Annotated in this window: 21 protein-coding genes and 1 pseudogene; 13 read left to right on the top strand and 9 right to left on the bottom strand. The window is 68.9% G+C overall.

Annotated features, from left to right (window positions below; translation table 11 throughout):
* Positions 1–44 precede the first annotated feature (44 nt).
* The 3 genes from Q4V64_RS53505 to Q4V64_RS53495 form a co-directional block, all read right to left on the bottom strand.
* Positions 45–1,391, bottom strand: a complete 1,347-nt coding sequence (locus Q4V64_RS53505; protein ID WP_124445842.1) for a hypothetical protein — start codon at positions 1,389–1,391, stop codon at positions 45–47.
* A 159-nt stretch (positions 1,392–1,550) separates the two neighbouring features.
* On the bottom strand, positions 1,551–2,768 hold the full coding sequence (locus Q4V64_RS53500; protein ID WP_348540796.1) for an IS30 family transposase: 1,218 nt from the start codon (positions 2,766–2,768) through the stop codon (positions 1,551–1,553).
* 536 nt (positions 2,769–3,304) lie between these two features.
* The gene (locus Q4V64_RS53495; RefSeq protein ID WP_124440530.1) at positions 3,305–3,922 is read right to left on the bottom strand and encodes a hypothetical protein; all 618 of its coding nucleotides are present in this window, start codon (positions 3,920–3,922) and stop codon (positions 3,305–3,307) included.
* A gap of 290 nt (positions 3,923–4,212) precedes the next feature.
* Between Q4V64_RS53495 and Q4V64_RS53490 the strand changes: the two genes are divergently transcribed.
* The 4 genes and pseudogenes from Q4V64_RS53490 (at position 4,213) to Q4V64_RS53475 (ending at position 7,738) form a co-directional block, all read left to right on the top strand.
* Positions 4,213–5,373: a sensor histidine kinase gene (locus tag Q4V64_RS53490; protein WP_124440531.1), complete on the top strand. Its 1,161-nt coding sequence runs from the start codon at positions 4,213–4,215 to the stop codon at positions 5,371–5,373.
* 1 nt (position 5,374) lies between these two features.
* Positions 5,375–6,040, top strand: coding sequence for a response regulator transcription factor (locus Q4V64_RS53485; RefSeq protein WP_124440532.1), 666 nt, complete (start codon positions 5,375–5,377; stop codon positions 6,038–6,040).
* A gap of 18 nt (positions 6,041–6,058) precedes the next feature.
* Positions 6,059–6,616 (top strand): annotated as a pseudogene (locus Q4V64_RS53480) (Ku protein); the annotation flags it as partial.
* 573 nt (positions 6,617–7,189) lie between these two features.
* Positions 7,190–7,738, top strand: a complete 549-nt coding sequence (locus Q4V64_RS53475) for a GNAT family N-acetyltransferase (RefSeq protein WP_124440537.1) — start codon at positions 7,190–7,192, stop codon at positions 7,736–7,738.
* A 45-nt stretch (positions 7,739–7,783) separates the two neighbouring features.
* On the opposite strand, the gene Q4V64_RS53470 is transcribed toward Q4V64_RS53475, so the two are convergent.
* From Q4V64_RS53470 to Q4V64_RS53460, 3 genes are all read right to left on the bottom strand, one after another.
* Positions 7,784–8,182, bottom strand: a complete 399-nt coding sequence (locus Q4V64_RS53470; RefSeq protein ID WP_124440534.1) for a DUF4440 domain-containing protein — start codon at positions 8,180–8,182, stop codon at positions 7,784–7,786.
* A 71-nt stretch (positions 8,183–8,253) separates the two neighbouring features.
* Entirely contained in the window at positions 8,254–9,783 is a 1,530-nt protein-coding gene (locus Q4V64_RS53465) for an ISKra4 family transposase (RefSeq protein WP_124440535.1), read from the bottom strand.
* Between the two features lie 76 nt (positions 9,784–9,859).
* On the bottom strand, positions 9,860–10,375 hold the full coding sequence (locus Q4V64_RS53460) for a hypothetical protein (protein WP_124440536.1): 516 nt from the start codon (positions 10,373–10,375) through the stop codon (positions 9,860–9,862).
* A gap of 627 nt (positions 10,376–11,002) precedes the next feature.
* On the opposite strand from Q4V64_RS53460, the gene Q4V64_RS53455 reads away from it, so the two are divergent.
* From Q4V64_RS53455 to Q4V64_RS53440, 4 genes are read left to right on the top strand one after another with little or no spacing between them, the layout of a single operon-like run.
* Positions 11,003–11,668: a TnsA-like heteromeric transposase endonuclease subunit gene (locus Q4V64_RS53455; RefSeq protein WP_253267553.1), complete on the top strand. Its 666-nt coding sequence runs from the start codon at positions 11,003–11,005 to the stop codon at positions 11,666–11,668.
* The gene (locus tag Q4V64_RS53450) at positions 11,665–13,710 is read left to right on the top strand and encodes a Mu transposase C-terminal domain-containing protein (protein ID WP_124445746.1); all 2,046 of its coding nucleotides are present in this window, start codon (positions 11,665–11,667) and stop codon (positions 13,708–13,710) included. The genes Q4V64_RS53455 and Q4V64_RS53450 overlap by 4 nt, the downstream gene beginning before the upstream one ends.
* Positions 13,707–14,762, top strand: a complete 1,056-nt coding sequence (locus Q4V64_RS53445; protein WP_172629638.1) for an AAA family ATPase — start codon at positions 13,707–13,709, stop codon at positions 14,760–14,762. Before Q4V64_RS53450 ends, Q4V64_RS53445 begins: the two co-directional genes overlap by 4 nt.
* Before the next feature lie 38 nt (positions 14,763–14,800).
* Complete coding sequence (locus tag Q4V64_RS53440) at positions 14,801–15,622, top strand: TniQ family protein (protein WP_253267552.1); 822 nt, start codon at positions 14,801–14,803, stop codon at positions 15,620–15,622.
* Between the two features lie 172 nt (positions 15,623–15,794).
* On the opposite strand, the gene Q4V64_RS53435 is transcribed toward Q4V64_RS53440, so the two are convergent.
* The gene (locus Q4V64_RS53435) at positions 15,795–16,346 is read right to left on the bottom strand and encodes a TetR/AcrR family transcriptional regulator (RefSeq protein ID WP_124436395.1); all 552 of its coding nucleotides are present in this window, start codon (positions 16,344–16,346) and stop codon (positions 15,795–15,797) included.
* A 20-nt stretch (positions 16,347–16,366) separates the two neighbouring features.
* Here Q4V64_RS53435 and Q4V64_RS53430 point away from each other — a divergent pair, with 20 nt between their 5' ends.
* From Q4V64_RS53430 to Q4V64_RS53420, 3 genes are all read left to right on the top strand, one after another.
* Positions 16,367–16,849, top strand: a complete 483-nt coding sequence (locus Q4V64_RS53430) for a hypothetical protein (RefSeq protein WP_216377493.1) — start codon at positions 16,367–16,369, stop codon at positions 16,847–16,849.
* A 118-nt stretch (positions 16,850–16,967) separates the two neighbouring features.
* On the top strand, positions 16,968–17,477 hold the full coding sequence (locus Q4V64_RS53425; RefSeq protein WP_216377494.1) for a hypothetical protein: 510 nt from the start codon (positions 16,968–16,970) through the stop codon (positions 17,475–17,477).
* 298 nt (positions 17,478–17,775) lie between these two features.
* Positions 17,776–18,336, top strand: coding sequence for a hypothetical protein (locus Q4V64_RS53420; RefSeq protein ID WP_124436396.1), 561 nt, complete (start codon positions 17,776–17,778; stop codon positions 18,334–18,336).
* A 533-nt stretch (positions 18,337–18,869) separates the two neighbouring features.
* Here the strand turns inward: Q4V64_RS53420 and Q4V64_RS53415 are convergent.
* Positions 18,870–19,439, bottom strand: a complete 570-nt coding sequence (locus Q4V64_RS53415; protein WP_303715947.1) for an amidohydrolase family protein — start codon at positions 19,437–19,439, stop codon at positions 18,870–18,872.
* Positions 19,349–20,452, bottom strand: coding sequence for a hypothetical protein (locus tag Q4V64_RS53410; RefSeq protein WP_253266587.1), 1,104 nt, complete (start codon positions 20,450–20,452; stop codon positions 19,349–19,351). The genes Q4V64_RS53415 and Q4V64_RS53410 overlap by 91 nt, the downstream gene beginning before the upstream one ends.
* Positions 20,453–20,644: 192 nt before the next feature.
* Between Q4V64_RS53410 and Q4V64_RS53405 the strand changes: the two genes are divergently transcribed.
* On the top strand, positions 20,645–21,934 hold the full coding sequence (locus tag Q4V64_RS53405) for a site-specific integrase (protein WP_124436398.1): 1,290 nt from the start codon (positions 20,645–20,647) through the stop codon (positions 21,932–21,934).
* On the top strand, positions 21,928–22,362 hold the full coding sequence (locus tag Q4V64_RS53400) for a hypothetical protein (RefSeq protein ID WP_216377495.1): 435 nt from the start codon (positions 21,928–21,930) through the stop codon (positions 22,360–22,362). The genes Q4V64_RS53405 and Q4V64_RS53400 overlap by 7 nt, the downstream gene beginning before the upstream one ends.
* The last annotated feature ends 44 nt before the right edge of the window (positions 22,363–22,406 follow it).

Here is a 22,406-nt window from a genome sequence, read left to right as displayed (position 1 = left end):
GTGACTGAGCGTTCACTTGGCGCGTGAAGGACTCGAGCTGGCGGCTATCGGGGAGACGGCGGGGCAGGAGGCGTCGCAACGGCGTCCGCGTGGATCGCGCGGCGAGTGCTGAGAGCGGCGGCCAGAAGGCTTTCGTCCAGTCTCATCTCGGCGTCGCGGGTGGAGTCGTTGACGGGGATGCGGGTACGCCTGTCGATCAGCGCCGTCACGGCCGGCAGCGCGAGGCGTGCGTGGCCGCCCATCCGGGCGAGACCTGCCAGGTAGTACTCGCCGACCGCGTAGTCGGCCAGGTGCGGTGTCATGAGGGCGAGCAGCCGCGGCAGTGCGGAAGGACCGGCGTGCCGCAGCCACAGCGGGGCGCACTCCGCCTGTGAACGGCCAGGCCGACGGAAGGTCAGGTTGTACAGCTGGGCCGCCTGCCGGAAGGTCAGCGGGCCGGCGTTCAGCAGGGCCTCGAAGATCTCGCAGGCGTGAGCGAGGCGGGTGATGCCCACGGGCTTGGCGGCGAGGAGCGCGGCGGCGGATGCGCTGTCGTACGCCGTCGTGGTGGACGGGATCCGGCGGGCCCTCGGGTACGGCGTGAAGGGGACTTCGGCGAGGAGAGCTCCGTGCGTCCGCATCGCCGCCTCGGAGATCGAGGCTGTCGTGAGGGCAACACCAAGAGCCGGGGTGACCCTCTCGCCGCGGTGCTCGACGAGCAGCGGCAGCAGCCTGACCGGGGCCACCCGCCAGTCGTGGCACGCCTCGCGGGCCAGGCCTGCGCCGATGTCCCGGGTGGCGGGGTCGGCGAGGAGGCGGGCCACGAGGGCATAGGTGTCGTGCTCGCGCCTCAGTCCGTACAGGGCCTGGCCCCAGAGGTGTCCGATGTCCTCCAGGTGGTGCGCGGCCTCCCGGACATCGTCGAGGAGTGCGGCGTCCAGGGAGCTCCATCGCGTGGGTGGCGCTGCCCGCAGCGTCTCCAGGTGGGCGAGGAAGCGGACCGACGCGAGGTCATCACCCGTCAGGCGGGCGGCGGTCGGCCCAAGCGCCCTGGCCAGGATGGTGCGCACGACAGGATCGGCGAGTTCGCCGAGGGCCTCGAGAACCAGGCCGGGCTGCCCGCGGTAGCCGAAGAGGCACGCGGCTCGGCGCCGTACCTCCTCATCGGGGTCACTGAGCCGGGCCACTGCGGCGTTGACGGCCTCTGGCCAGGGCCGTTCGCGGGCCAGACTGTGGAGGAGGTCCAATGCCTCTCGGCGCACGAAGGGGGTGCCGGCGTGGGCGAGCCGGAGCAGCCGGGTGGCGACGGGGCCGGTGCGGTCGGCGCGTATTGTCTCGAAGAGCGCGATACGAGAAGGGTGGGCGGGTGTCGTGGCGGTGCCGTCGGCCACGGCCTCGTCCGGCCACGTCATCGGGCGGGGCGGAGGCCGCCCTTCCGTGCTGGAGCTTCGATCATGCGGCCGATCATCCCACACGACACAACGGCTCGGGCAGGGCGTTGCCGTTGAAAGTGGGGGCTCCTCCCCAACCTGGCGGTTTCTAGGTGTCGTCGCAACACGTGGTTGTGTTGATCAGGCGGTGAGCAGTTTATGCAGGCGCTCGGCTGGGGTTTCCCGGCCGAGCGTTTTGCGTGGGCGGCCGTTCAGCTCGGCGGCGACGGCGTCGAGGTGCTCGCGGGTGTGGACGGCGAGGTCGGTGCCCTTGGGGAAGTACTGCCGGAGCAGGCCGTTGGTGTTCTCGTTCGAGCCGCGCTGCCAGGGGCTGGCCGGATCGCAGAAGTAGACCGGGACGTCGGTGGCGATGGTGAACGCGCCGTGGCTGCCCATTTCCGAGCCCTGGTCCCACGTCAGGGACCGTCGCAGGTGGGACGGCAGGGTCCGGACCGTGGTGACCAGCGCGTCGCGAACGCTCTCGGCGCCGTGGTCGCCGGGCAGATGCAGGAGCATGACGTAGCGGGTGGCCCGCTCGACCAGGGTACCGATCGCCGACTTTCCGTCCTTGCCGATGATGAGATCGCCCTCCCAGTGCCCGGGGACCGCCCGGTCCTCGGCTTCGGCCGGACGCTCGCTGATCATGACCATCGGGGTGGCGAACCGGGGCCGGCGCTGCTGGGCCTGGCGGCGAGGTCTGCGCCGGGCGCGTCCGGTGCGCAGGGCGCGGGCCAGTTCGCGGCGCAGCTCACCCCGGCCCTGGACGTAGAGGGCCTGGTAGACCGTCTCGTGGACCACGTGCATCTCCGGCCGCTGGGGAAACCGTGCCCGCAGAGCCTGACAGATCTGCTCCGGGCTCCACCGTAGGTCCAGGTGGTCCTGGATGAAGTTGCGCAGCTGCGGGTTCTGGCCGATCTTCCCGGGCTTCGGACGGGGCCGGCGGGCATCGGCACGGGCCTGGGCCGCGTGCGGGCGGTACTGGCCGCCCGTCGGGTGACGGTTGCGGCGGATCTCCCGGCTGACCGTCGACGGGCTGCGGCCCAGCTCCGCGGCTATCGCCCGCACGGTCGCCTTCTCCCGCAGCCGGTCGGCGATGTGAATGCGGTCTTCCTCGCGCAGGTACCGGGACGGCCCGCAGGGCGCTGCCACCGCGTTGATCGGTGGCAGCGCCTTCCGGTTACCGTATGCCTGACGACCGTTGCGCCACTTCTGGCCGGTCCGGCGGTCGATCCCGACGATCCGGCACGCTTCCCGGTTGCTCACACCCTGCTGCATGAGCCGGGAGTATGCCTCCCGCTCCCTGGCGAGCTTCTTCCTGCCCTGAGGCCTCTCCCGGTCCTTACGGATCTCGAAGTCCATCGCACCCCTTGAACTGGGGTGTTGCAACGACTCCTAGAACCCAAGCCTCCTCGCCGAGCCCCTCCGAGTCAGCCTCTCCCGTTCCTACGCCGCGAAGACGGAGGCCATACGCCGGACACGGCGGCCCCGCGAACCGGCAGAGGGCCGGTACGGCCACCGGATCCGGTTGGACGACAGGCGGGACAAGCGGATCGGGCGGGACGAGCACCGTCCCCCAACCCCAACCACAACCACTGCCTCAGTCCTCCCTCCCCCGCCGCGAACCCCCCGTCTCCCACCCCGGAGTGGAGCTCGGTCCCGCGGCCCTGAAGCCGAGTCGTGGTCATCTGGATCGGTACCGGGGACGATCGCCATGGGCGGAGTCCCATGGCGATCGGACTGCGGGCGCACACGGCGCCCGGTGTGCCCTGCGGTCCGGGCGTGCGGGAGCCGGTCGACGTGGGGTGGCCCGGGTCTTGGGCGTGATCTCGTCGAAACCGGACGGGTGCAGGTTCGAGTTGATGGACAGTGCCTGTGCGCCGGCAGCGCACGTCGTCTCAGACTGGTATCCGGTTCGGGTCCGTGGTGTGCTCGACGGCTGGGGCCGTGCGCCACAGCGCGGCCGAGAGCCATATGAGGATGGCGCCGACCAGGACGTGCAGCGCGCTGGTGAGCAGGGAGTCGGGCAGCGCGGTCAGGAACGCGAAGAGCGGCAGGACCACGGCGTATCCCCACGACGGGACCTTCGGGAAGACCTGGGCGCGGATCATGGCCGCCCCGAACAGGGCGCAGCCCACGGCGAAGACGGCCGCGGAGCCGCTGAGCGCGGGGATGGTGGGGCCGGTCAGGGTCTCGTCGACGACGTCCTCGTCCAAGTAGAAGAGCACCAGGTTCGACGCGAACGCGGCACCGCCGAACAGGCCGAGGCCGATGAGGTTCACGGTGGCGGCGATCTTCCCGAGGCTCCCGGCGGCCAGTTGCTGGCGCAGGTGCAGCGCGGTGAGCAGCGGCAGGGCGAACGCGGGGGCGAGGGCAAGCGGGACGCTGGTCGCCGAGGTCTCTCCGGTGAAGGCCTCGACCAGGCCGGGCAGGGCGATCAGCAGGCCGGACAGCGCCCCGCACAGCGCGCCGACGCGAAATGTCGATGAGGCGGATGAGGTGACGGATGAGGACATGGGGTTGCTCCGTTGCTCGGACGGTAGGTGGTCGCTCACACAGCCGACTGCTGGGCCGAACGGTGAGTACCTGTTCGGACAGCGGGTCCGGGTCGCAACCGTAGGAAGCGGCCGGTCGTCGTCGGGAGGTGAAGGACGTCGTGCATCGGCGTCCGGAAGTCACCGTCTTCCGGACGGCGGCGGGCCGTTCGGCACATGCCGTCGGGCCTGATCCGGCCGTGATGTGCCCGTCGGTCTCCCGGGTCGGTCGTGAGCGGCCTAGCCTGGCGGCAACGGGTGAGGGGGTGCGCATGGTGGCGTATGTGCCCGTGCGATGGGTGTCGCCGCTGCTGTACGGCGTCGTACTGGTGGGTGGTCTGTACTCCGCGGCGGCCGGCCTGGACGACGGCCCCGGGCCGACGTCCTGGCGGACAGCCGGCTTCGTCACCACGATCGGTGCCCTGTTCGCCCTGGAGGCGGCCGGACGCCGTCGGCCCGCTGCCCGGGTGCCGCTGTTGCTGGCCCGCTGCACCCTGATCGCCGCGGTGGTGCTGCTGGACGCCTCGGGACTGTCCCAAGTGCTGTTCGTGCTGCTGCCGTTCACCGCCTACTTCGCCTTCGGCCGCACGACCGCGCTGGCGCTGGGCACGCTGCGTCTGGCCGGGCTGCTCACCACCTACCTGCTGACCGCGCCCGGCTGGTACCGCGACCAGGAGCACGTGTCCGACCTGTTGATGCTCTGCGTCGGGCTGGTGCTGGCGCTCTCGATGGCGGCGGTGGCCGTCGGCGAGCAGCGCGCACGGCTCGAACTTCAGGCGTATGCCGCGCGGGTCGCCGAACTGTCCGCCGCCACCGAGCGCAACCGGCTGGCGCGGGACATCCACGACAGCCTCGGTCACCATCTCACCGCGATGTCCGTGCAACTGGAGATGGCCTCGGACTTCCAGAGCCTGGACCCCGAGGGTGCCCGGCGGGCACTGAACGAGGCGCGGCGATCGGTGCGGCTCGCGCTGGGCGACGTACGGCAGTCGGTGCGCGCCCTGCGGGATGAGGCGGCGCGCCCCACGCTGTCGGCGGCGCTCGCCGCGCTGGCGCAGGACGGCGCGGCACGACCGCGGGTCACTGTCGCGGTGAGCGGCGACGAGGACGGCTACGGCCCAGCCGAGCTGACCGCGCTGTACCGGGCCGCCCAGGAGGCCGTGACCAACGCGCGCCGCTATGCGCGGGCCACACAGGTGACAGTTGTGGTCCGATTGGCCGGGGACGCCGCGCGGCTGGAGGTGACGGACGACGGCAACGGCTTCGCACCGGACGCGGCCGCCGCCGGGTTCGGGCTGATCGGCATGAGGGAGCGGGTACATCTGGTGGCGGGGAGCGTCGACATCGACAGCAGCCCGGGCGCCGGCACCCGAGTGACGGTGACAGTCTTGCGCGGGGCGACGGCGAAGTCCGGGCAGACGGGGAGGCAATGACATGAACGACGAGGAGCCGGAGCAGGCGCCGCCCGTGCGGGTGCTGGTGGTGGACGACCAGCGGCTCATCCGGGACGGCATCGCCTCCCTGCTGTCCATCCGGCCGGGCATCGAAGTCGTCGGCACCGCCGTGGACGGCCGGGACGCCGTGGCGAGGACTCTGGAACTCGCGCCGGACGTCGTGCTCATGGACGTCCGGATGCCGGAGATGGACGGTGTCGAGGCGGTCGCCGTCCTGCGCGACCGGGCGCCGGAGTGCCGGGTCGTGATGCTGACGACGTTCGACGACGAGGAGTGGGTAGTGCAGGCCCTGCGGGCCGGCGCGCACGGCTATCTCCTCAAGGACCTACCGGCCGAGGAACTCGCCCACGCGGTCCGCCTGGCGCACGCGGGCGTCACCCAACTCGACTCCTCCGTCGCCGGCCATCTGACCGCCTTCCTGCCGCGTTCCGGCCCCGCCGCCAAGGCTCCCGCGGTCTCCCTCAGCCCGCGCGAGACGGACATCCTGCGGCTCCTGGCACACGGGCACACCAACCGGGAGATCGCCGCGCGGCTGTACCTCAGCGAGGGCACGGTCAAGAACCACGTCTCCCGCATCCTCAACCGCCTTGCCCTGCGTGACCGCACCCAGGCGGCGCTCCGCGCCCGGGACCTCGGCCTGTTGTGAGCCTCCGCCGCCGCCAGGCCCTACGTCCTGCTGCGCCATGCCCTTCAACGCCGCAGCAAGGTCGCGGTCACCCGGTACGCGTGGCAAGGCCGTGAACGGCTGGGTCTGCTGCGGGTCCACCGGGGCGTGATCGCGTTGCACGGCCTGCTGTGGCCGGACGAAATCCGCGACCCCTCCGCCGTGGCACCCGCTGCTGCCCAACTGGAAGAAGACGAGATCGACGAAGCCCTGGTGTTGATCGAGGCCATGACACTCGACAGCCTCGAAGGCCCGGCATTCGACGATCACTACACCGACGCTCTGCACGCGGTGATCGAGGCCAAACAGGAAGACCGCCAGCTGCCGCCGGTGGCCGGGCCAGGCCGGCTGGTGGACCTGATGGCCATGCTGCAGCAGTCGGTCGACAAGGCCCGGACGGCGCGCGGCGAGACGGGCGACGCGGACCTGCATGAGGCGCCGGCCACGCCCGCGAAGAAGGCCACGGCACCGAAGACGGCGCGGAAGGCACCCGCCCAGACTGCGTCCTCGAGGAACACCGGACGCACCAACGGCCGGCGAGATACACCAGCACGCTGACCTGCTGCGGTCGGTCCCGGGCCTGGAGGCCCGACCACAGCAGGTCAGCGCACGGTTCTGGTGGCAGTTCGCCGCCGGGGGCGGGGACGACGCCGCCGAGTACTGCCTCTTCCTCGGCCACGCCCAGTGCGCCTAGTTCCACGACGCAGAGCACTGGGGCCGCCAACTGACCGGCCACGGCTTCACTCCCGACGAACTCCTCGGCGACCGCACCGCCGTCCCCGTCCTCACCGAGGACTTCACCAGCTGCGTCGCCGACTACATCGTCGAGCGTCACCATCCCGACCTCGGCGTCATCCCCTTCCCCAAGACACTGCTCATCCGCCACGTCCGTGACCTGACCACCATCCCAACCAAACCACCCGTGCGCCACCTAAAAGGGCAACAGGTGCGGCGACGGCAACAGCCGACGGGGCTGGCCTTCCTACCGGAAGGCACGGCCAGTTGAGCATCACTGTTGGCCACGGGAGCACTCCAACGAGGGATAGCCATTGGCTTCTCCGGCTTTGATGGGTGTAGCTCTTCTGCAGGGACGGGCTGATCTAGGAGAACGACCATGGCATGATGCGGCCCATGGTAGGAAGAGATCGCGAGGCCGGGCGTCGTGCCGTCGACGGGCTGGTAGTACGCACCGGACGCAAAGATGATCTTCCTGAGCTGGTGCGGATCTACAACCACTACGTCACCCACTCGATCATCACTTTCGATACCCAACCGGTCACGGTAGAGAGCCGCTTGCAGTGGTTCGAGAGATTCTCCGACACGGGCCCGCACCAGCTGTTTGTGGCCACGACCGGCGATCGGGTACTCGGGTGCGCCTCAAGTAGTCCCTACCGGACGCATCCGGCCTTCGATCAAACGGTTGAACTGGGCGTCTACGTGGATCCCGATGCGCGGGCCGCTGGGATTGGTTCGGCCCTGTACCGCACCCTCATCGAAACGCTGCGCTCGCAGCCGGTCCATGTCGCGTTGGCTGGGATCGCACTTCCCAATGATGCTTCGGTGGCTCTGCACCGTAAGTTCGGCTTCACCGACGTGGGCACCTTCGAGGAGTACGCCACGAAGAACGGCGGTTACATCAGCTCGGTCTGGATGCAACTGCGCCTGCCCCCTTCGCGCTGACCCTGGAGGGGTACTCCAGATCGTGCGGCGGTGCGGCTTTTGACCTCAGGGCCGGTCGCACCAGGAGACCGCAGCGATCCGCCAGCCATCCGGGGTGAGTACGAACTGCATCGTCTTCGTCCCGCCGCCCTCGAAGGGCACGCCGTCGAGGATCCCGGATTTCCGGTACTCGCTGAACCGCGATGCGATGACGCCGACGGTCTCGGTGCGCTCCGCAGTCTCCCACTCGTTGAAGTTCACCAGTCGGCCCTCGGCCAGCAGTTGTTGGCGTGGCTCGATGAATTCCTCCACGGTGTACACCGTGAACTCCGGCCCTGCCTTGATGAGGACACCCCCAGGCACTACCAGTCGGCGGACCCGATCCACATCTGCGGCCTTGCCGCCCCTGTTGTCGAACGCACTGAAGAACTCGGCGACGACGCCGTCGATCTCGGCCTTGGACATACTGGGACCGTAGCACCGGCACTGGTTCGCCCTTGCGCGATGTGTGCGGCTCTCCCGAGTGACGGTCGAATTCAGGTGGTCAGGTCGTATTCGGCCTGGTCGGGGGCGAGGTAGAGGCGTTCGTGTTCGCGGGCGAGATGGTGGGTCCAGTACTCGGGGAAGTCGTCGTTGTCGATGAGAGCGCGGAGTTTGAGGATGGCTTCGGCGCCGGTCAGGCCCCAGCGGGCGCCGGTGATGTCGAGGCGGTCGCCGATCAGGTGGCGGCAGGCGCCCTCGATGGCGCCGGTGGCGATCGGCCAGCCAGCCGCCAGCGCGGTGTCGTAGCCGAGCTGACCCAGATGCCCGGCCAGGTAGCCGGTGCAGGCGTCGATGGCCTCGCGTTTCGCTCCGCACAGGCGGGCCCGGGCGGCCTGCGCGGTGATCTCTTGCGCGGCGCGGGCGGCCTGGCCGTGCAGGATGGTGATCAGGTGGCCTGCGACCCAGGCTTCGGCGTCAGCGGTGCCGGGCGGGTGGAAGGCATGCGCCGCGGTCCACAGGTACTCGCTGACGTGCACGATGTCGAGCAGAACGTGCACGCGGATGCGGCGCCGGTCGGCTTCGGCGTGGATGAGGTCGAGCTGGTGGCGAGCGCCGTCGACGAGGACCGCCCAGGTGCGCAGGTGGTGACGATCGCGGGCCTCGGCCTGGTCGAAGGCGGCGGCGACGGTGTGCTCGGGCGGGTGGACGACCGACCCGGTCAGCCACTTCGCCGAGGCTTTCGGCCCCGGCCGGGGTGTTCGTTCGCGGCTGCGGCCGTCCGGCGGGGCGATGATGTCGTGCGGACGGCGAGGCGCGGGGTCGGCGTCGAAGACGCAGGCCAGGGTGGCCATCCGTTTGCGGTGCGGCTTCTCGCCCGGGGCCAGCCGGGTGCGCATCGCCCGCCGGGCGGCCCGGTGGGCCTTGAGGGTGGCGGGCCGCAGGGCCTCGGGCCGCATGACGATGCCTTTGCCGTCGAACTGCAGGACCAGCAGGGTGTCGGCGGTCGCCGGCAGCGGGATCTGACGCCGGTAGAAGCCATCGATATCCCGGGCCGCGGCGATGATGAGGTGTTCGGCCTGGCGTTTGCCCAGCACCTTTCCGCACCGCTGGTCGATCGCCGCCTTGGCCTGGTCGTAGGAGCCGCGGACGGCCTCGGCGACCGCGAGCCGGCGCAGGCCGTGCGAGTGCCGACCGGCGGGCAGGGACAGGGCCCGGTCGGCGGGGTGGACGCTGGGCAGCCCCTTCTGCCGCCACGCGCACCGCTCGACGGTGACCGTGCCGAACACGCAGGCCAGCTCGCGGTGATGGCCCGTCTCCCGGTACGGACGCACCAGCCCGTCCGCACCGGTCACCATCCCGTCCGTCGGGCGGGGTTGTTCGCATTCCCGGCGGGCCCGCAGGTCGAGATGGCCCTGGAATAGCAGACGCAGCAGCTCACGGCCCCGCTCCTCGATCAGCTCTTCCACCTCGTGATGCGCCAGCCTTGCGGTCGTGGGGTCGGCCAAGTCACCTTGCAGGCAGCCGAAGGCGCTGACTGCGGCAGCGAACTCATCGATGGCATCGCAGGCGTCGTAGGGTTCCATCGCGCTCTTCTTTCTGCGCTTTGTTTTGGTTGGCACCTACGAAGGTAGAAAGAAGGGCCTTTATCGTTCAGGGAGTTCACCCTCCTGCCTCGGCTGTCCGGTGAGCGAGCGCGAACAGTCCGGGCTGGTCCTCGGTCAGCCAGCCCCGCTCCACCAGCCGTTTCAGCTTCCCCCGCGTCCCCTCGATCTTCGCCGTCACCGCCGGCAGCCCGATCCTCGGTACGATCTGCTTGGCCTGCATCGGATCCGACGCGTCCGCCACCACCTCCACGATGTCGCGGTACACATCCGGCAGCGCATCCACCGACAGCCCCTCCCGCCAGTGCGGCACCATGATCGCCCCGACCACCCGCACCGGCTGCTCCCCGGCCGCCGCCGGCTCCACCGGCTGCTCGACGACCGACGCCTTGTCCGAACTGGACATCTCCGCGACCACCTCGGCCACCGTCTCCCGCGTCACCCGCAGCCGCGACCACGTCTCCCGCTCGGCCTCCAGCCGCGCCGTCAACTCCGCGATCTGCGACTCAAGCTCCTCCACCCGCACCCGGACAGCCGCCTCCCGGGCCTCCAACTCCTCGAACAATGAGCCCATCAGAGTCGCCTCCTCCACCGCCACGGTAGAGACGGGAAGACCCGAACACACCCCGATCAGCGTTGCCTCAGCTCACGTTCCCTTCAGGGGAGCCGCACCCATCGAAGATGAGCGTCGCGCATATCGGGGCGCGGCACCGGCATGACCTTAGCCAGGGCTTCCGCCGATCAGGCTTCGATGGCACACGCTCAAGTTTTGCTGGCACAGGACAACAGCTGCGCCAGCGCGGGCCGCGTGTGGACTTGGTGTCCCGTCTCAGGCGATCAGGCGCCTGTCGCAGGTGATCTGGTCCGATTCGCTTGTCGTCTCAGGTGATCTGGTCCGTCAGTTGGTTCCAGTTGTCCCGTATCGGTGAAGCCTGCTGTTCTCAGACGAGTTGGCAGTTCAGCGTGGCTGGTCTCGGTGGTGCATGTGAGCCGGTGCCCGGTTTTCCGACTTCAGGGTGGTTTGGGTCTCATCTGATCTGGTCTGTGTCATCGAACCCTGGATGGTCGTCCCATGAGGGTTCGTGTGGGGACGGCGGTGCCTGAAGGGCCGCAGGGGGTTGAGCACGTTTCCGTGTACGCGGATGCGTCGAGGTACGAGATCGGCTGGGTTGAAGCGGACGGCGGGACGAGACGTCGGCCGTTGACCGAGGCCGGGGATGTCGCTTTCGAGGACGCGCTGCCGGTGCGGGACTTCCCGTCGTACCGCGGCCAGCGCCATTTTCCGGGGCTGTACTGGGCGGTGACGACCGGTCGGCATGTGGGGTTCGAATCGTGGCTGGAGCGGGATCACGCGATGCTGCTCGACTTCGATCCGCTGGTGACGGGGTTCTCCTCGCAGCCGTTCTGGCTGAGCTGGCGGGACGAGGGATCAGGCCGCAGCCGGTCACACGCTCCGGACTACTTCGCGCGGGCTGCGGACGGAAGTGGCCTGGTGGTGGACTGCCGTCCGGCGGACCGGATCGACCAGAGGGCCGCCGAGTCGTTCAAGCGGGCGCGGGAAGCGTGTGACGCGGTGGGCTGGGCCTACCGTGTCGCCAGTGAGATCGATCCCGTCCGAGTGGCGAATCTGCGCTGGCTGGCGGGCTATCGCCATCCGCGCTTCGCCGTGTCGGAGGGGATGACGGCGGCGGTCTGCGCGGCCTTCGCGACTCCCGCACCGTTGCTCGGGCAGGCTGCAACGCTGGGTGATCCGATCGGCGTGCTCCCGGTGGTCTTCCACCTGCTCTGGCGCGGGCTGCTGCGGGCCGACCTGGGCCGTCGCCTGAGTGATCGCACCGTGGTGATGACCGGGGAGGCGGGCCGGTGACTGCCTCGGGGCCTCGTGGAGTGCTGCGGGTCGGTGACCGGGTCCGGTTCGACGGACAGGTCCACCTCGTGGCGGGTCTGGCCGGCACCACGGTGCGGCTGCAGGGCGAGTCCGGCGGAGCATCGTTGGTGCTGTTCTCCCATCTGCTGGCGGCGGACGGCTTCGAGATGCTCGACTCCCTGCCCGAAGCGCCGGGGTTGCCGTCGTTCGGACTGCTGGACACCGTTCCCGAGCCCGCCCTGCGGCGGGCCCGGTTGCTTGAGCGGCACATGGTCGAGATGGAGACCGGACTGCTGCCCGGCGCGGAGCCGACCGCCAGGCCCCGGCCCGAGTACGACCCGAAGTGGCGCACGGTGAACGAACGGATCGCGGCGAAGGCGGAGGAACTGGCCGCTCTCGGGACGCCGATGACCGCCCGGACCCTGTTCCGGTTGCGGGGCTGCTGGCGCGAGCAGGGACTTTGGGGGCTGGTCGACCACCGTGCCACCCGCGTCTCCAAGCCGACCGGGCACGCGGACGAACGGCTGGTCACCGCCATCACGGAGGCACTGGCCGGGCAGGAGAAGCTGTCCACGGGAACCCGGAGCCGGGTGCTCCGCGAGGCTGAGCGGATCCTCGTCGAGCGTCACGGTGAGGGAGCCGTCGAGCTGCCTTCACGGTCCACCCTCTACCGGCTGGTGCGGTCCCTGTCGGAGGGGATGCACTCCTTCGGCACTGCCACGGCCCGCCGGTCACGAGCCCGCCGCCCGCAAGGGGTGTTCACCCCGTCGAAGGCCGCCCGGCCCGGCGAGGTCGTGCAGATCGACACCACCCCGCTGGACGTGCTGGCGATCCTGGACGACGGCGTGACGGGCCGGGTCGAGCTGACCATCGCGGTCGACGTCGCAACACGGACGATCTGCGCGGCCGTCCTGCGGCCTGCGGGCACCAAGGCCGTGGATGCGGCTCTACTACTGGCCCGCATCCTGGTCCCCGAGCCGATGCGGCCGGGCTGGCACGACGCTCTTCGGATGTCCGTCTCGCTCATCCCGCACGCGCGGCTGATGAGCGTGGATGCCCGCCTGGAACACGCCGCCGCGAAACCGGTGATCGTCCCGGACACCATCGTGGTCGACCACGGCAAGGTGTTCATCTCGGAGACGTTCGTGACGGCCTGCCAGACCCTGGGCGTCTCCGTCCAGCCGGCCCGGCCCGCCACCCCGACCGACAAAGGCGTGGTGGAACGCACCTTTTCCTCGATCAACACGCTGTTCTGCCAGCACGTCGCCGGCTACGTCGGCTCCAACCCCACCCGGCGTGGTGAGGACGTCCAGGCTGTTTGGACCCTGCGAGAACTCGCCGACCTCTTCGACGAATGGGTCGTTGCCCGATGGCAGACGAGGCCCCACGACAGCCTCCGCAGCCCGTTCCTGCCGGGCCAGGCTCTGTCCCCGAACGACGTCTACGCGATGCTTGTGGCCCGCAGCGGACACCTGCCGGTCTGCCTGACCGGCGACGACTACATCGAACTCCTGCCCGCGGAGTGGCGGAAGATCAACGACTACGGCGTCGTCATGGACTACCGCACCTACGACTGCCGCGACCTGGCGCCCTACCGGCGCCAGCCTTCTGGCGTCGACCTCAAGGGCGGCCTCTGGGAAGTCCACTACGACCCCTACGATCTGTCCCACATCTGGATCCGCGATCACCGGGCAGGCGGCTGGATCACCGTCCCCTGGACCCGGCTGGACTCCGTCTCCGCCCCCTTCGCCGACTTCACCTGGCGACACGCCCGTTCTGTCCTGGCCGCCCAGGGCGCCGACGACACCGACGAAGGCGCGATCGCCGCAGTTGTGGAAGACCTGCTCACCCGGGCTCAGAACGGCCCGGACCGCAAAGTTGCCGCCCGCACCCACGCGGCAGCCAGCCACCCCGTTCACCCTGGCCTTCGGCCTGCCCTCCCCGAAGAACCGCAGGAAGGCCCGGAGGACGAGGACCAACCAGTCGGCAAGGTCATTCCCTTCGGGGTCTTCGACGCCTTCACCGACGGGAGCCGTCCATGAACCCGCCCCCGGACGCCGGGCAGGAACCAGAGGACGTCCACCCGCTGAGCACGAAGGAGGGCTGGGCATGCTTCGTCGCCGAAGAGACCATGCCTCCCGAGGTGCTCTCACCCGCCGCAATTCAGCGTCTGAGTCCGGACCAGCGGACTGCCCGTGAGCGTGAACGCGAGGACTATCACGCGCAGTTGGTCATCGTCCGCACTCCCACGATCCAGCACGTCACCACCACCGGCCGCAAGCGGATCCTCCTCAACCGTCGCCAGCAGTCGGCCCGCCGCGGACTGATCGTCAGCGGGCCCGCGGGCACGGGAAAGACCACCGCGATCACGCAGCTCGGCAAGAACTACGAACTCCTCGGCCGCCGCCGCGGCGAAGTCGGGCACCAGGCCCTGCCCGTCGTCTATGTCACCGTCCCGCCCGCAGCGACACCCAAGATGCTCGCGGTCGAACTCGCCCGCTTCATCGGCCTGCCGCTGCCCAGCCGTTTCAGCCAGGTCGACATCACCAACCGCGTCTGCGACCTGCTCTGCAGCAGGAGCTGCCGCCTGGTGCTGATCGACGAGCTCCATAACCTCGACATCCGCACCAAGACCGGCGCCGAAGCCTCCGATCAGATCAAGTATCTGTCCGAGCGCATCCCGGCGACGTTCGTCTTGGCCGGAGTCGATGTTGAGGACACTGGGCTGTTCACGGGCCGCCGCGGCGGGCAGATCGCCAGCCGCTACACCGAGATCACCACTCGCCCCTTCCCCCACAAGACGGCCAAGGACAAAGAAGCCTGGCAGTCCTTGGTGACCACGCTGGAGGAGGCCCTACGGCTTTATGCCCACCGCCCGCAGACCCTCCTCAAGCTGAGCGCCTACCTGCACGACCGCACCGGGGGCATGATCGGCAGCCTGTCCCACCTCGTCCGCGAAGCCGCACTGGACGCCATCATCAGCGGCACAGAGAAGATCACACGCACCGGACTCGATGAAGTCGAACTCGACCGGGCCGTTGCACAGCAGACCAGACGCCGTCCCTCGACTCCCGCGACGAGGAAGGCCAGTTGAGTACACACCCGCGCATACTGCCTGTCCCCCTCTCGCCAGTGCACCGCGAGACGGTCGGCTCCTATCTGAACCGGCTCGCGGACGCCAACCGCCTGCCGGTCCGCTATCTGGCCGGTCTTCTCGGTCACAACCGTCATCACCGCCGTGACGACAACCGCACGGACCACTGGACCCCACGGGCCCTGCTCGGACTATCCGCCCTGACCGGCCGGGCACCCGCCGAACTCGTGCATGCGATGCCAGCTCTCGCCGAACTCAGCGAGGGCCAACGAATCGGTCCACGCCCGAGCACCGGCCACGGCGATGCCCTTCACCGTCCGGCATGCCGCCCCTGCATGGCCCGGCGCGGAATCGACGGCCTCGTCGTCCGCGAGACCCTGCCCCACGAAGCAGTCTGCCCACGACATCACCGCTGGCTCCTGGGCGACGAGCAGCATCTCCTCCGCGTTCTGCCCGACGTTCGCAGAGCCAACCAGCGCCACCGGCGACTCACGAGCCGCCGCAGGGGCTCCGCCCCCGAGCAGAGCTACCGCACCGCACGTGACAGCTTGCTGAAGTGGTTCCACACCGCCGCCGAGACACAGCTCCAACAGCGGTGGACGGACCGGATTCATCTCCTCGGCGAAGACATCTACGGAGACCCACTCCGCCCGTCTCCGAACCGCATCGAGATCGCGACCTACCCCGAAACGGTCATCCTCACCAGCCTGCTCTCATCACCGCACTGGCGCGATCACCAGGAATCGGCCCCGGAGATCGCACGCCGGTTCCAGCTCAAGGCAGGGAGCCGCGAGCTGGCAGCCCTCCAGAAACTGGCAACTTCCCTGAGACCGAGGCTCTCCCTGTCTCAATCAGACTGACAACCCGCAGGTCAGCGGTCCTACCGCTTCCACCCTCGTTGACCCACGAAGTCCTGGTCGAACCCGCCGCACAGCCCCTGACACATCAAGGTGCGGCACCGTCTCACTCCAAGATGACAACTCCCAGCTCAGAGCCAGGCAGTCCACCAACCTCATTGAGAACGGACACCAGTCATGGTCGCGGGGCGTGCATCCCTGCGAACATGATCGCCAGGGTTCGGCGTCGGAGGTCTTCGTCCCATGCGCCCCGAAGTGCGCCCTGGCAGGCCGCGGTGAGCAAGGCGACCACTTCGGCGACCTGGATCTCCGGGCGCACGGCACCGACGTGTTGGGCTCGGGCAAGGAGCACCTGGATGGCCTGCTCCAGGGCCCGGATCGGCTCGTCCGGCTGGATCTCGACGCCGGTCTGCGCCAGAAGGTCGACCACGGTCCTGGTCGCCGCGGCCTGCTCGACCAGCAGTGTGAAGAACGTGAACAGGGCGGTGGCAGGGTCCCCCTCCGCGATCAGCGAGTTCGCCTGGTCGGTCAGCCGTTGCCGCAGGCTCTTCATGATGGCCGCGAGCAGGTCGTTCTTGGTCGGGAAGTGCCGGAAGACGGTGCCGATTGCCACGCCGGCCCGCGCCGCCACCTCCTCGGTCGAAGCTGACGGTCCTTTCTCGGCGAACACGACCTCAGCGGCGTCGAGGATGCGGGCACGGTTGCGCTGCGCGTCTGCCCGCAGCATCCGCGTCTGCACTGAGCCCGTTGCAGGTGTTCGAGCGCTTCCGGGAGAACGTCCTCGACGGGGCCGTCGGACTCACTGAAGATCTCTGCGCTGATGACGTCATCGTCGACCTGCCGTTTGCCCCGCCGGGAGGGCCCCGCCGGTTCGTCGGACGCGAGGAGTTCGCCGCGTTCGCGGCAGCCGGCAGGAGCGCCCTGCCCGTCCGGTTCGACGAGTTCCGCAACATCACCGTCCACCACACTGCCGACCCCGAGGTGATCGTCACCGAATATGAGGTGAGTGACAGGAAGGGTGACCACGACCGACCGCAGTGCGAGCGCCGCATTCGTTCTGGTTCTCCGAGTCCGGGGCGGCCGCGTCGTGCACTGGCGCGAATACCAGGACGTCACGGGCATAGCGCAGGCGTTGTCAGATCAACTTTGACCTTCCTCCCGCACCGGCGAACGCTGCCGGTGCATGTCGATCTGGCTCCCGGTGTCGTCTCGGATGCTCTGGTCCGCTGACTTGTTTGAGTGGAGGTGTCACACGTTTGGGTGACCCCTTTCTCGTCTCGGGCACCGGGCTCCGCGGCGTGGTCCACGCTCGCGCTGCAGGGTTCGGTAGCGGCTGGCGGAGGTGTCCGTGGGCGAGTCCGCGGCAGCACTCCCCGCATGGGAGTACGCATCTGACGTCCAGGTGAGGTTCGTCGGTGTCGACGGCGCCGGTCGGCTCGGTCCGCTGGCCCGTTTCTGGGGTGAGCCGTTCGAGCTTGCCGCACCCGCCCGGAAGTTCGCCGCGTTCAAGGGACAGAAGAACTTCACTGGGGACTACTGGGCGGCGACCTCGCGTTCCCTGGTGGGCTACGAGTCGTGGGTGGAGCGGGACGCGGCGATGGCCCTGGACTTCGATCCCGCCGTCGTCGCTCTGGCTCCCAGCCCTTCCGCCTGTCCTGGACGGAAACACGAAGCCGGCGGCGTCGAAGCGGTGGTGGACCACCGGCTCGCCCCGCACGCCTCGCTGCTGGGCAAGGCCAACCCGCGCGTCGTGGCGGCTTCCGCCAGGTCATCGCCGAGAGCGTGGAGGCGTCCACCCGTACGATCGAGTACGCGTGCTGGCGAACCGAGCAGAATCCCCCACCGCGAAGACTCTTGATAGGGCTCGCACAACTGGTAGGGGGCCCCGGCACAGGTCACTACCCTCAATCAGTGAGCCGCGTTGCGGTACCGAGGCGTTCATATTCGGCCCTGTAGCCGATCTCCGGTGGTGCAACTGCATCTGTTCGGCCGCCGACCCGATTCACCGCCTCGACCCCAGCCGAAATCTCCTGCATGCCCAGGGGTGCCGCGGACGCCGGGACCGGTCCCGAGTTGACGTACTAGCATAAGGATTTCGCTAATTCTTGCATAACTGCGATACCGTCGCTGGATGCCAGAGGAAAAGGGGGTCAAGCGTGGCAAGTGCGCTTAGGATACGGGCAATGTCCGCCGCTTGCGTCGTTTCGGTGCTCATGTCCATAGGGTCATGTTCGAGGGGGGACGAAAGCCCTCCCCCTCCATCCCCTGCATCCTCTTCGCCGCCGGACCCCAAGCTATATGAGGCTCTAGAGGGCCTGCCCACTTTGAGAGTTGGCGATTCAACGAAGCGTGGGCAAATTGTCCCAAACGCGCGCTTCACCATACGGGATATCACATATCTCGCCAAGATTCGCATCAATGACGAAGAATCAGTTAAGCCTGATCGAGGTTTCTTTGTCCGGATCGACATATCTTTGGAAGTGCACGGTGGTCTCGATCTCCGCTCGATCGCTTATGACTGGACCAGTCCTCAGGGCGACGAACTGGAACAGGTTAATCCTGAGGCCGCGATAGCGTGGGAGTACAATCCGCTGGGACGCCGGTATGTAGGGTCCGGATGGGCAGAAGGAACCCTCCTCATGGATGTCCCCAAAAAGGGAGGGAAGGTCACAGTGCATCTTGCCTCGAAATTCGTTATCCAACTACCCTCCAAGTGAGTGTCCGCTTCACTAATCCCTGAGACGGAGACAGTCGGTAGAGGTTGACTAGGATGCCATGAAAGGTGCTTCGGGAGGCGACATTCGACTGGCCCCGGATTATGTAGGGCGAACGGGGTGGACGGAGTCGTTCCCGGCGTCAGCCGGGTGTCGGCTGCCGCGACCGTCTGCCAGGTCCTCGGGAATGAGGAAGCACTGCAACCCAACGAGCCGATCCTGCCCTCGAGTTCGCCCTCGAGTTCGCCCTCGACAGCCCTTCGGAATGGTTGAACTCGTGGCCCTCGACTTGGTATCAGTTCGAAACAGCGGATCCGGACCAGATCAACTGAGACAACATCCGGCATCCACCTGGCCAGGACCACATCAGCCGAGATTCCCGGCACCCCTACGTCTCAACTGAACTGGTCGCCGCGCGTCAGCGGTCTGACTCGGAACCAGCTCATTTAAGGCCCCCTGACGGACAGGCGCCGCAGCAGCGCGTCTCTGAGCTGCGGCTGGCACCGCTCGTCGGCGAGGCCGCCGCCGGAGGGCTGTCAGGGGTGTCCGCCGCAGCCGCAGCCCGTCATGGTCGCCCCCTGTTGGGGCGGCGGGGTCTGTGCGGCGGCCGCTTCCACCGCCGCGAGCAGCCGGCGGCGTTCCTCCGGCGGGATCCACCTGCCGTCGACGACCACGCCGTGGATGCGGCGGGTGTTGCGGATGTCATGCAGCGGGTCGGCGTCGAGGACGAGCAGGTCGGCGGCCTGTCCGCGGGCCACGGTGCCGATGGTGGGCAGGCCGAGGGAACGGGCCGCGTCCCGCGTGGCCGCGCGCAGGGCCTCAGCCGGGGTGAGGCCGGCCGCCACGAGCAGCGCCAGCTCGTCGTGGAGGGCGAAGCCCGGGACGAGGTATCCCGTGCCGGTGTCGGTGCCCGCCGCCAGCCGCACTCCCGCGCCGTGCAGCTCGCGCACCAGCCGGAGCCGGTGCTCGAATATCCGGCGGATCTGCCGGGCCTGCTCGCGGGTGCGCCCGCCGGTCAGGGCCGCCAGCTGGTCCGGCCAGTTCTCCACCTGCCAGGCGGGCAGGTACTTCCACTCCGCGACCCGGGACGGAACGTCGTCGGGCAGCTCCAGCGGTGCACGCTGAGCGTGGGGACGATGGCGGTCCCGTCGGCCGCCAGACTCCGGAAGAGGGCGTCCGCCCGGTCCCGGTCGTAGCCCTGCACCGCCCGCCATTCGAGGGGATGCACCTGCTGGAACCAGCTGTGGTAGCGGGACAGGCTGCTGGGGTCGCGCGGGTCGATCCGTACGGCTGCCAGGCGGCGCCGTATCTCCTTCTCGTGCCGTGAGGTCGCCAGGAGCAGCGCGTGCAGGTGCTCGATGGTGCGGTGGCCGGTGGCGCTCGCCTCCGCGATCCGTACGGTGTCGGGGCAGTGCCCCAGGTGGGGGATGCCCTGGCGCCGGGCCTCGTCCGCGATAGCGAAGTAGGCCTCGCGGGACAGGCGGGAGTACACCTTGACGAAGTCCGCGCCCTCGCGCTTGACCCGCCGTACGGCGCGCCGGGCCCCGGCCGCGTCGCGCACCTCGATGGTCGGGCCCACGTCGGCCGCCCACAGTGACGGCGCGCCGTCGACGATGGGGCTGCCGACCACCCAGCGGGGGCCGAGCAGCGCACCGCTGCGGATCTTCTCGCGCCACTCGTGGTGGACCGGCTTACCCCACATCTCCCTCACCGTGGTGACGCCGGCGAGGGCGTACAGCGCCGGGATCACCGTCTGTGGGCCGTCGCTGTGGGTGTGCGCCTCGATCAGTCCCGGAATCACGTACTTGCCGGTCAAGTCGACCGTGCGGGTGCCCGGCCGGAGCCGGGTCCGTGCACTCGGGGCGAGTTGGGTGATGCGGCCACCCTCGACGACGACCGTCATGCCGGGGGCCGGGGGTGCTCCCGATCCGTCGATCACGGTGACGTGGGTGAGCGCCAACGGGCCGGTGTCGGCACCGTTTCCGGCCCTCGTCCCGGCCGCGCGTGCCGTGCCGGCGGGCGCCGTGCCCGTCAGTGCGGCACCCGTCACGGCGGCGGCCCCGGCCAGGAACCCTCGCCGGGCCATGCCGCGACGTGCCCCAACTGTCGCTTCGGACATGCTGTTTCCCCTTCCGTTTGTGAATCCGTCGGCCGTGTCCACCGACCCCCACGACTCTGGCGGACACGAGGCGCTAGGACAGTGCGGCCAGACGGTGCGTGTGGGGGTGTTGCTGGGACCACCGGGGGCCCGTTAACCGAACTAACTCGTGAGTTCTTGCAGGTCAGCGGGCCTCTCCGCTAGCTTCTCGGGATGCTTCAAGATGATGTCCCCGAGCGGGACTTGGCGACGTTCGTCCTGCCCGAGTTAGGCCGGCTGCAGGAGACCGATGAGCAGTGGGCGCCGTACCAGTTACTCGATCAGGACGGTGTTGTCGTCGACCCCGTCCGGGTCTTCTTCGCCGAGCTGCAGGCAGAGGACAAACCCGCCTCCACGATCCGCTCATACGGCATGGATCTGCTGCGCTGGTGGCGGTTCCTGTGGGCGCTCGACATCGAGTGGAACCGGGCAACTCGGGCGGATGCACGGGACTTCACCCGGTGGATGCAGATCGCGAACAAGCCGCAGCGCCTGCACTGGAGGCACCGCAACACGGGCCACTCCGAGACGACGGCGCCGAAGCCACGGACGACGCGGAAGAAGATCCCCGGTACGCCGAACGCCATCACGGGCAAGGCCTCGCCCGGCCCGCAGTACGCCGCGAGGACGCGGGCACACTGCGAAACCGTGCTGCGCACGTTCTACGACTTCCACCAGGACGAGGGCACCGGGCCGATCATCAACCCGTTCCCGCTTGACCGTTCCCGTCGCAGCAGCCGCGCGAACGCCCACCACAAGCCTGACCAGCCCTTTAAGTCAGAGCGGACAGGCCGCTACCGGCCGGTCATCCCGAAGCGTGCACCCCGGCGCATCCCCGACGAGATGTTCAACGTGCTCTTCGCGGCCCTCCGCCACAACAGGGACCGCGCTCTGCTGGCCTTCTGGGTTTCCAACGGTGCCCGCGCCGAAGAACTCCTCAGCAGTCGGCAGCGTGATGCCCTCCCCGGTCAGCAGTTGGTCGGCGTGATCCGGAAGGGAACCCGGGCCTACCAGCAGCTTCCGTGCTCAACCGACGCCTTCGTCTGGCTGCGGCTCTACCAGGAGGAGGCCCGGCGAGACGGCGTCCCGCACGGCAAGAACCTGCCGTTGTGGTGGACGCTGAGGCGGCCCTGGCGCCCGCTGAACTACGACGCGGCTCGGGCAATGTTCAACCGGGCCAACGACCTCCTCGGGGCGAACTGGACGCTTCACGATCTACGTCACACTGCGTCCTACCGACTCGCCCGCGACCCCAACATGCCTCTGACCGACGTCCAATGGGTCCTCGGTCACGCGCATCTGACGACCACACAGCTCTACCTTCCGGCCAGCCAGGACGAGGTAATCGAACGCGTCCGCGCCCATCACGCACGCCGGGCCGAGCAGCGCGACCGGCCGCCGGCGCCACCGGCTCCCGGCTACAACTCCGACTCGCTGAAGACTCTCTTCGGGAACTCATGGTGACGAGCACAAAGACCTTGGGCGCTCCGGCCGCCATCCGAGATGCTCAGCCACTTGCCGGCGAGGCTCTCCGGGCCGCCAAGAAGCGTTTCCCGCCGCGGCCTTACGAGGACGCCTGGCCTGCCACCAGCCAGTCCTATGAGGAGGTCGTTGCCCGGCTGAACCGACCGCCGCTTCGGGCCGCGAGCGAGAGCACCCACTTCTACCGTCGCCGGGGCGCAACGCTCATTCTCCGCTGGCTCATGGACCAGCCAGGAGGCACCTGGCAACAACGGTGGAACGCGTCTCCCGCGGCAGGTTCGACCAGGGCTCAGTGGAACAAGCTCAATGCCAGCTGGGTCGGCTACGACGCGGCGAATGCGAACGGCATCCTCAACACCGGCCTGTTCGCTCTGGTCTGCGCCGACGTGCTCCGGCCATCGCTCCACTGACAGCTCTCCCGGACCTCGACCAACCTGCGTGCCATCATCACCCG

The sequence above is a fragment of the Streptomyces sp. NL15-2K genome (assembly GCF_030551255.1).
Taxonomy (GTDB): domain Bacteria; phylum Actinomycetota; class Actinomycetes; order Streptomycetales; family Streptomycetaceae; genus Streptomyces.
This window is presented reverse-complemented; position numbering and strand designations above follow the sequence as displayed.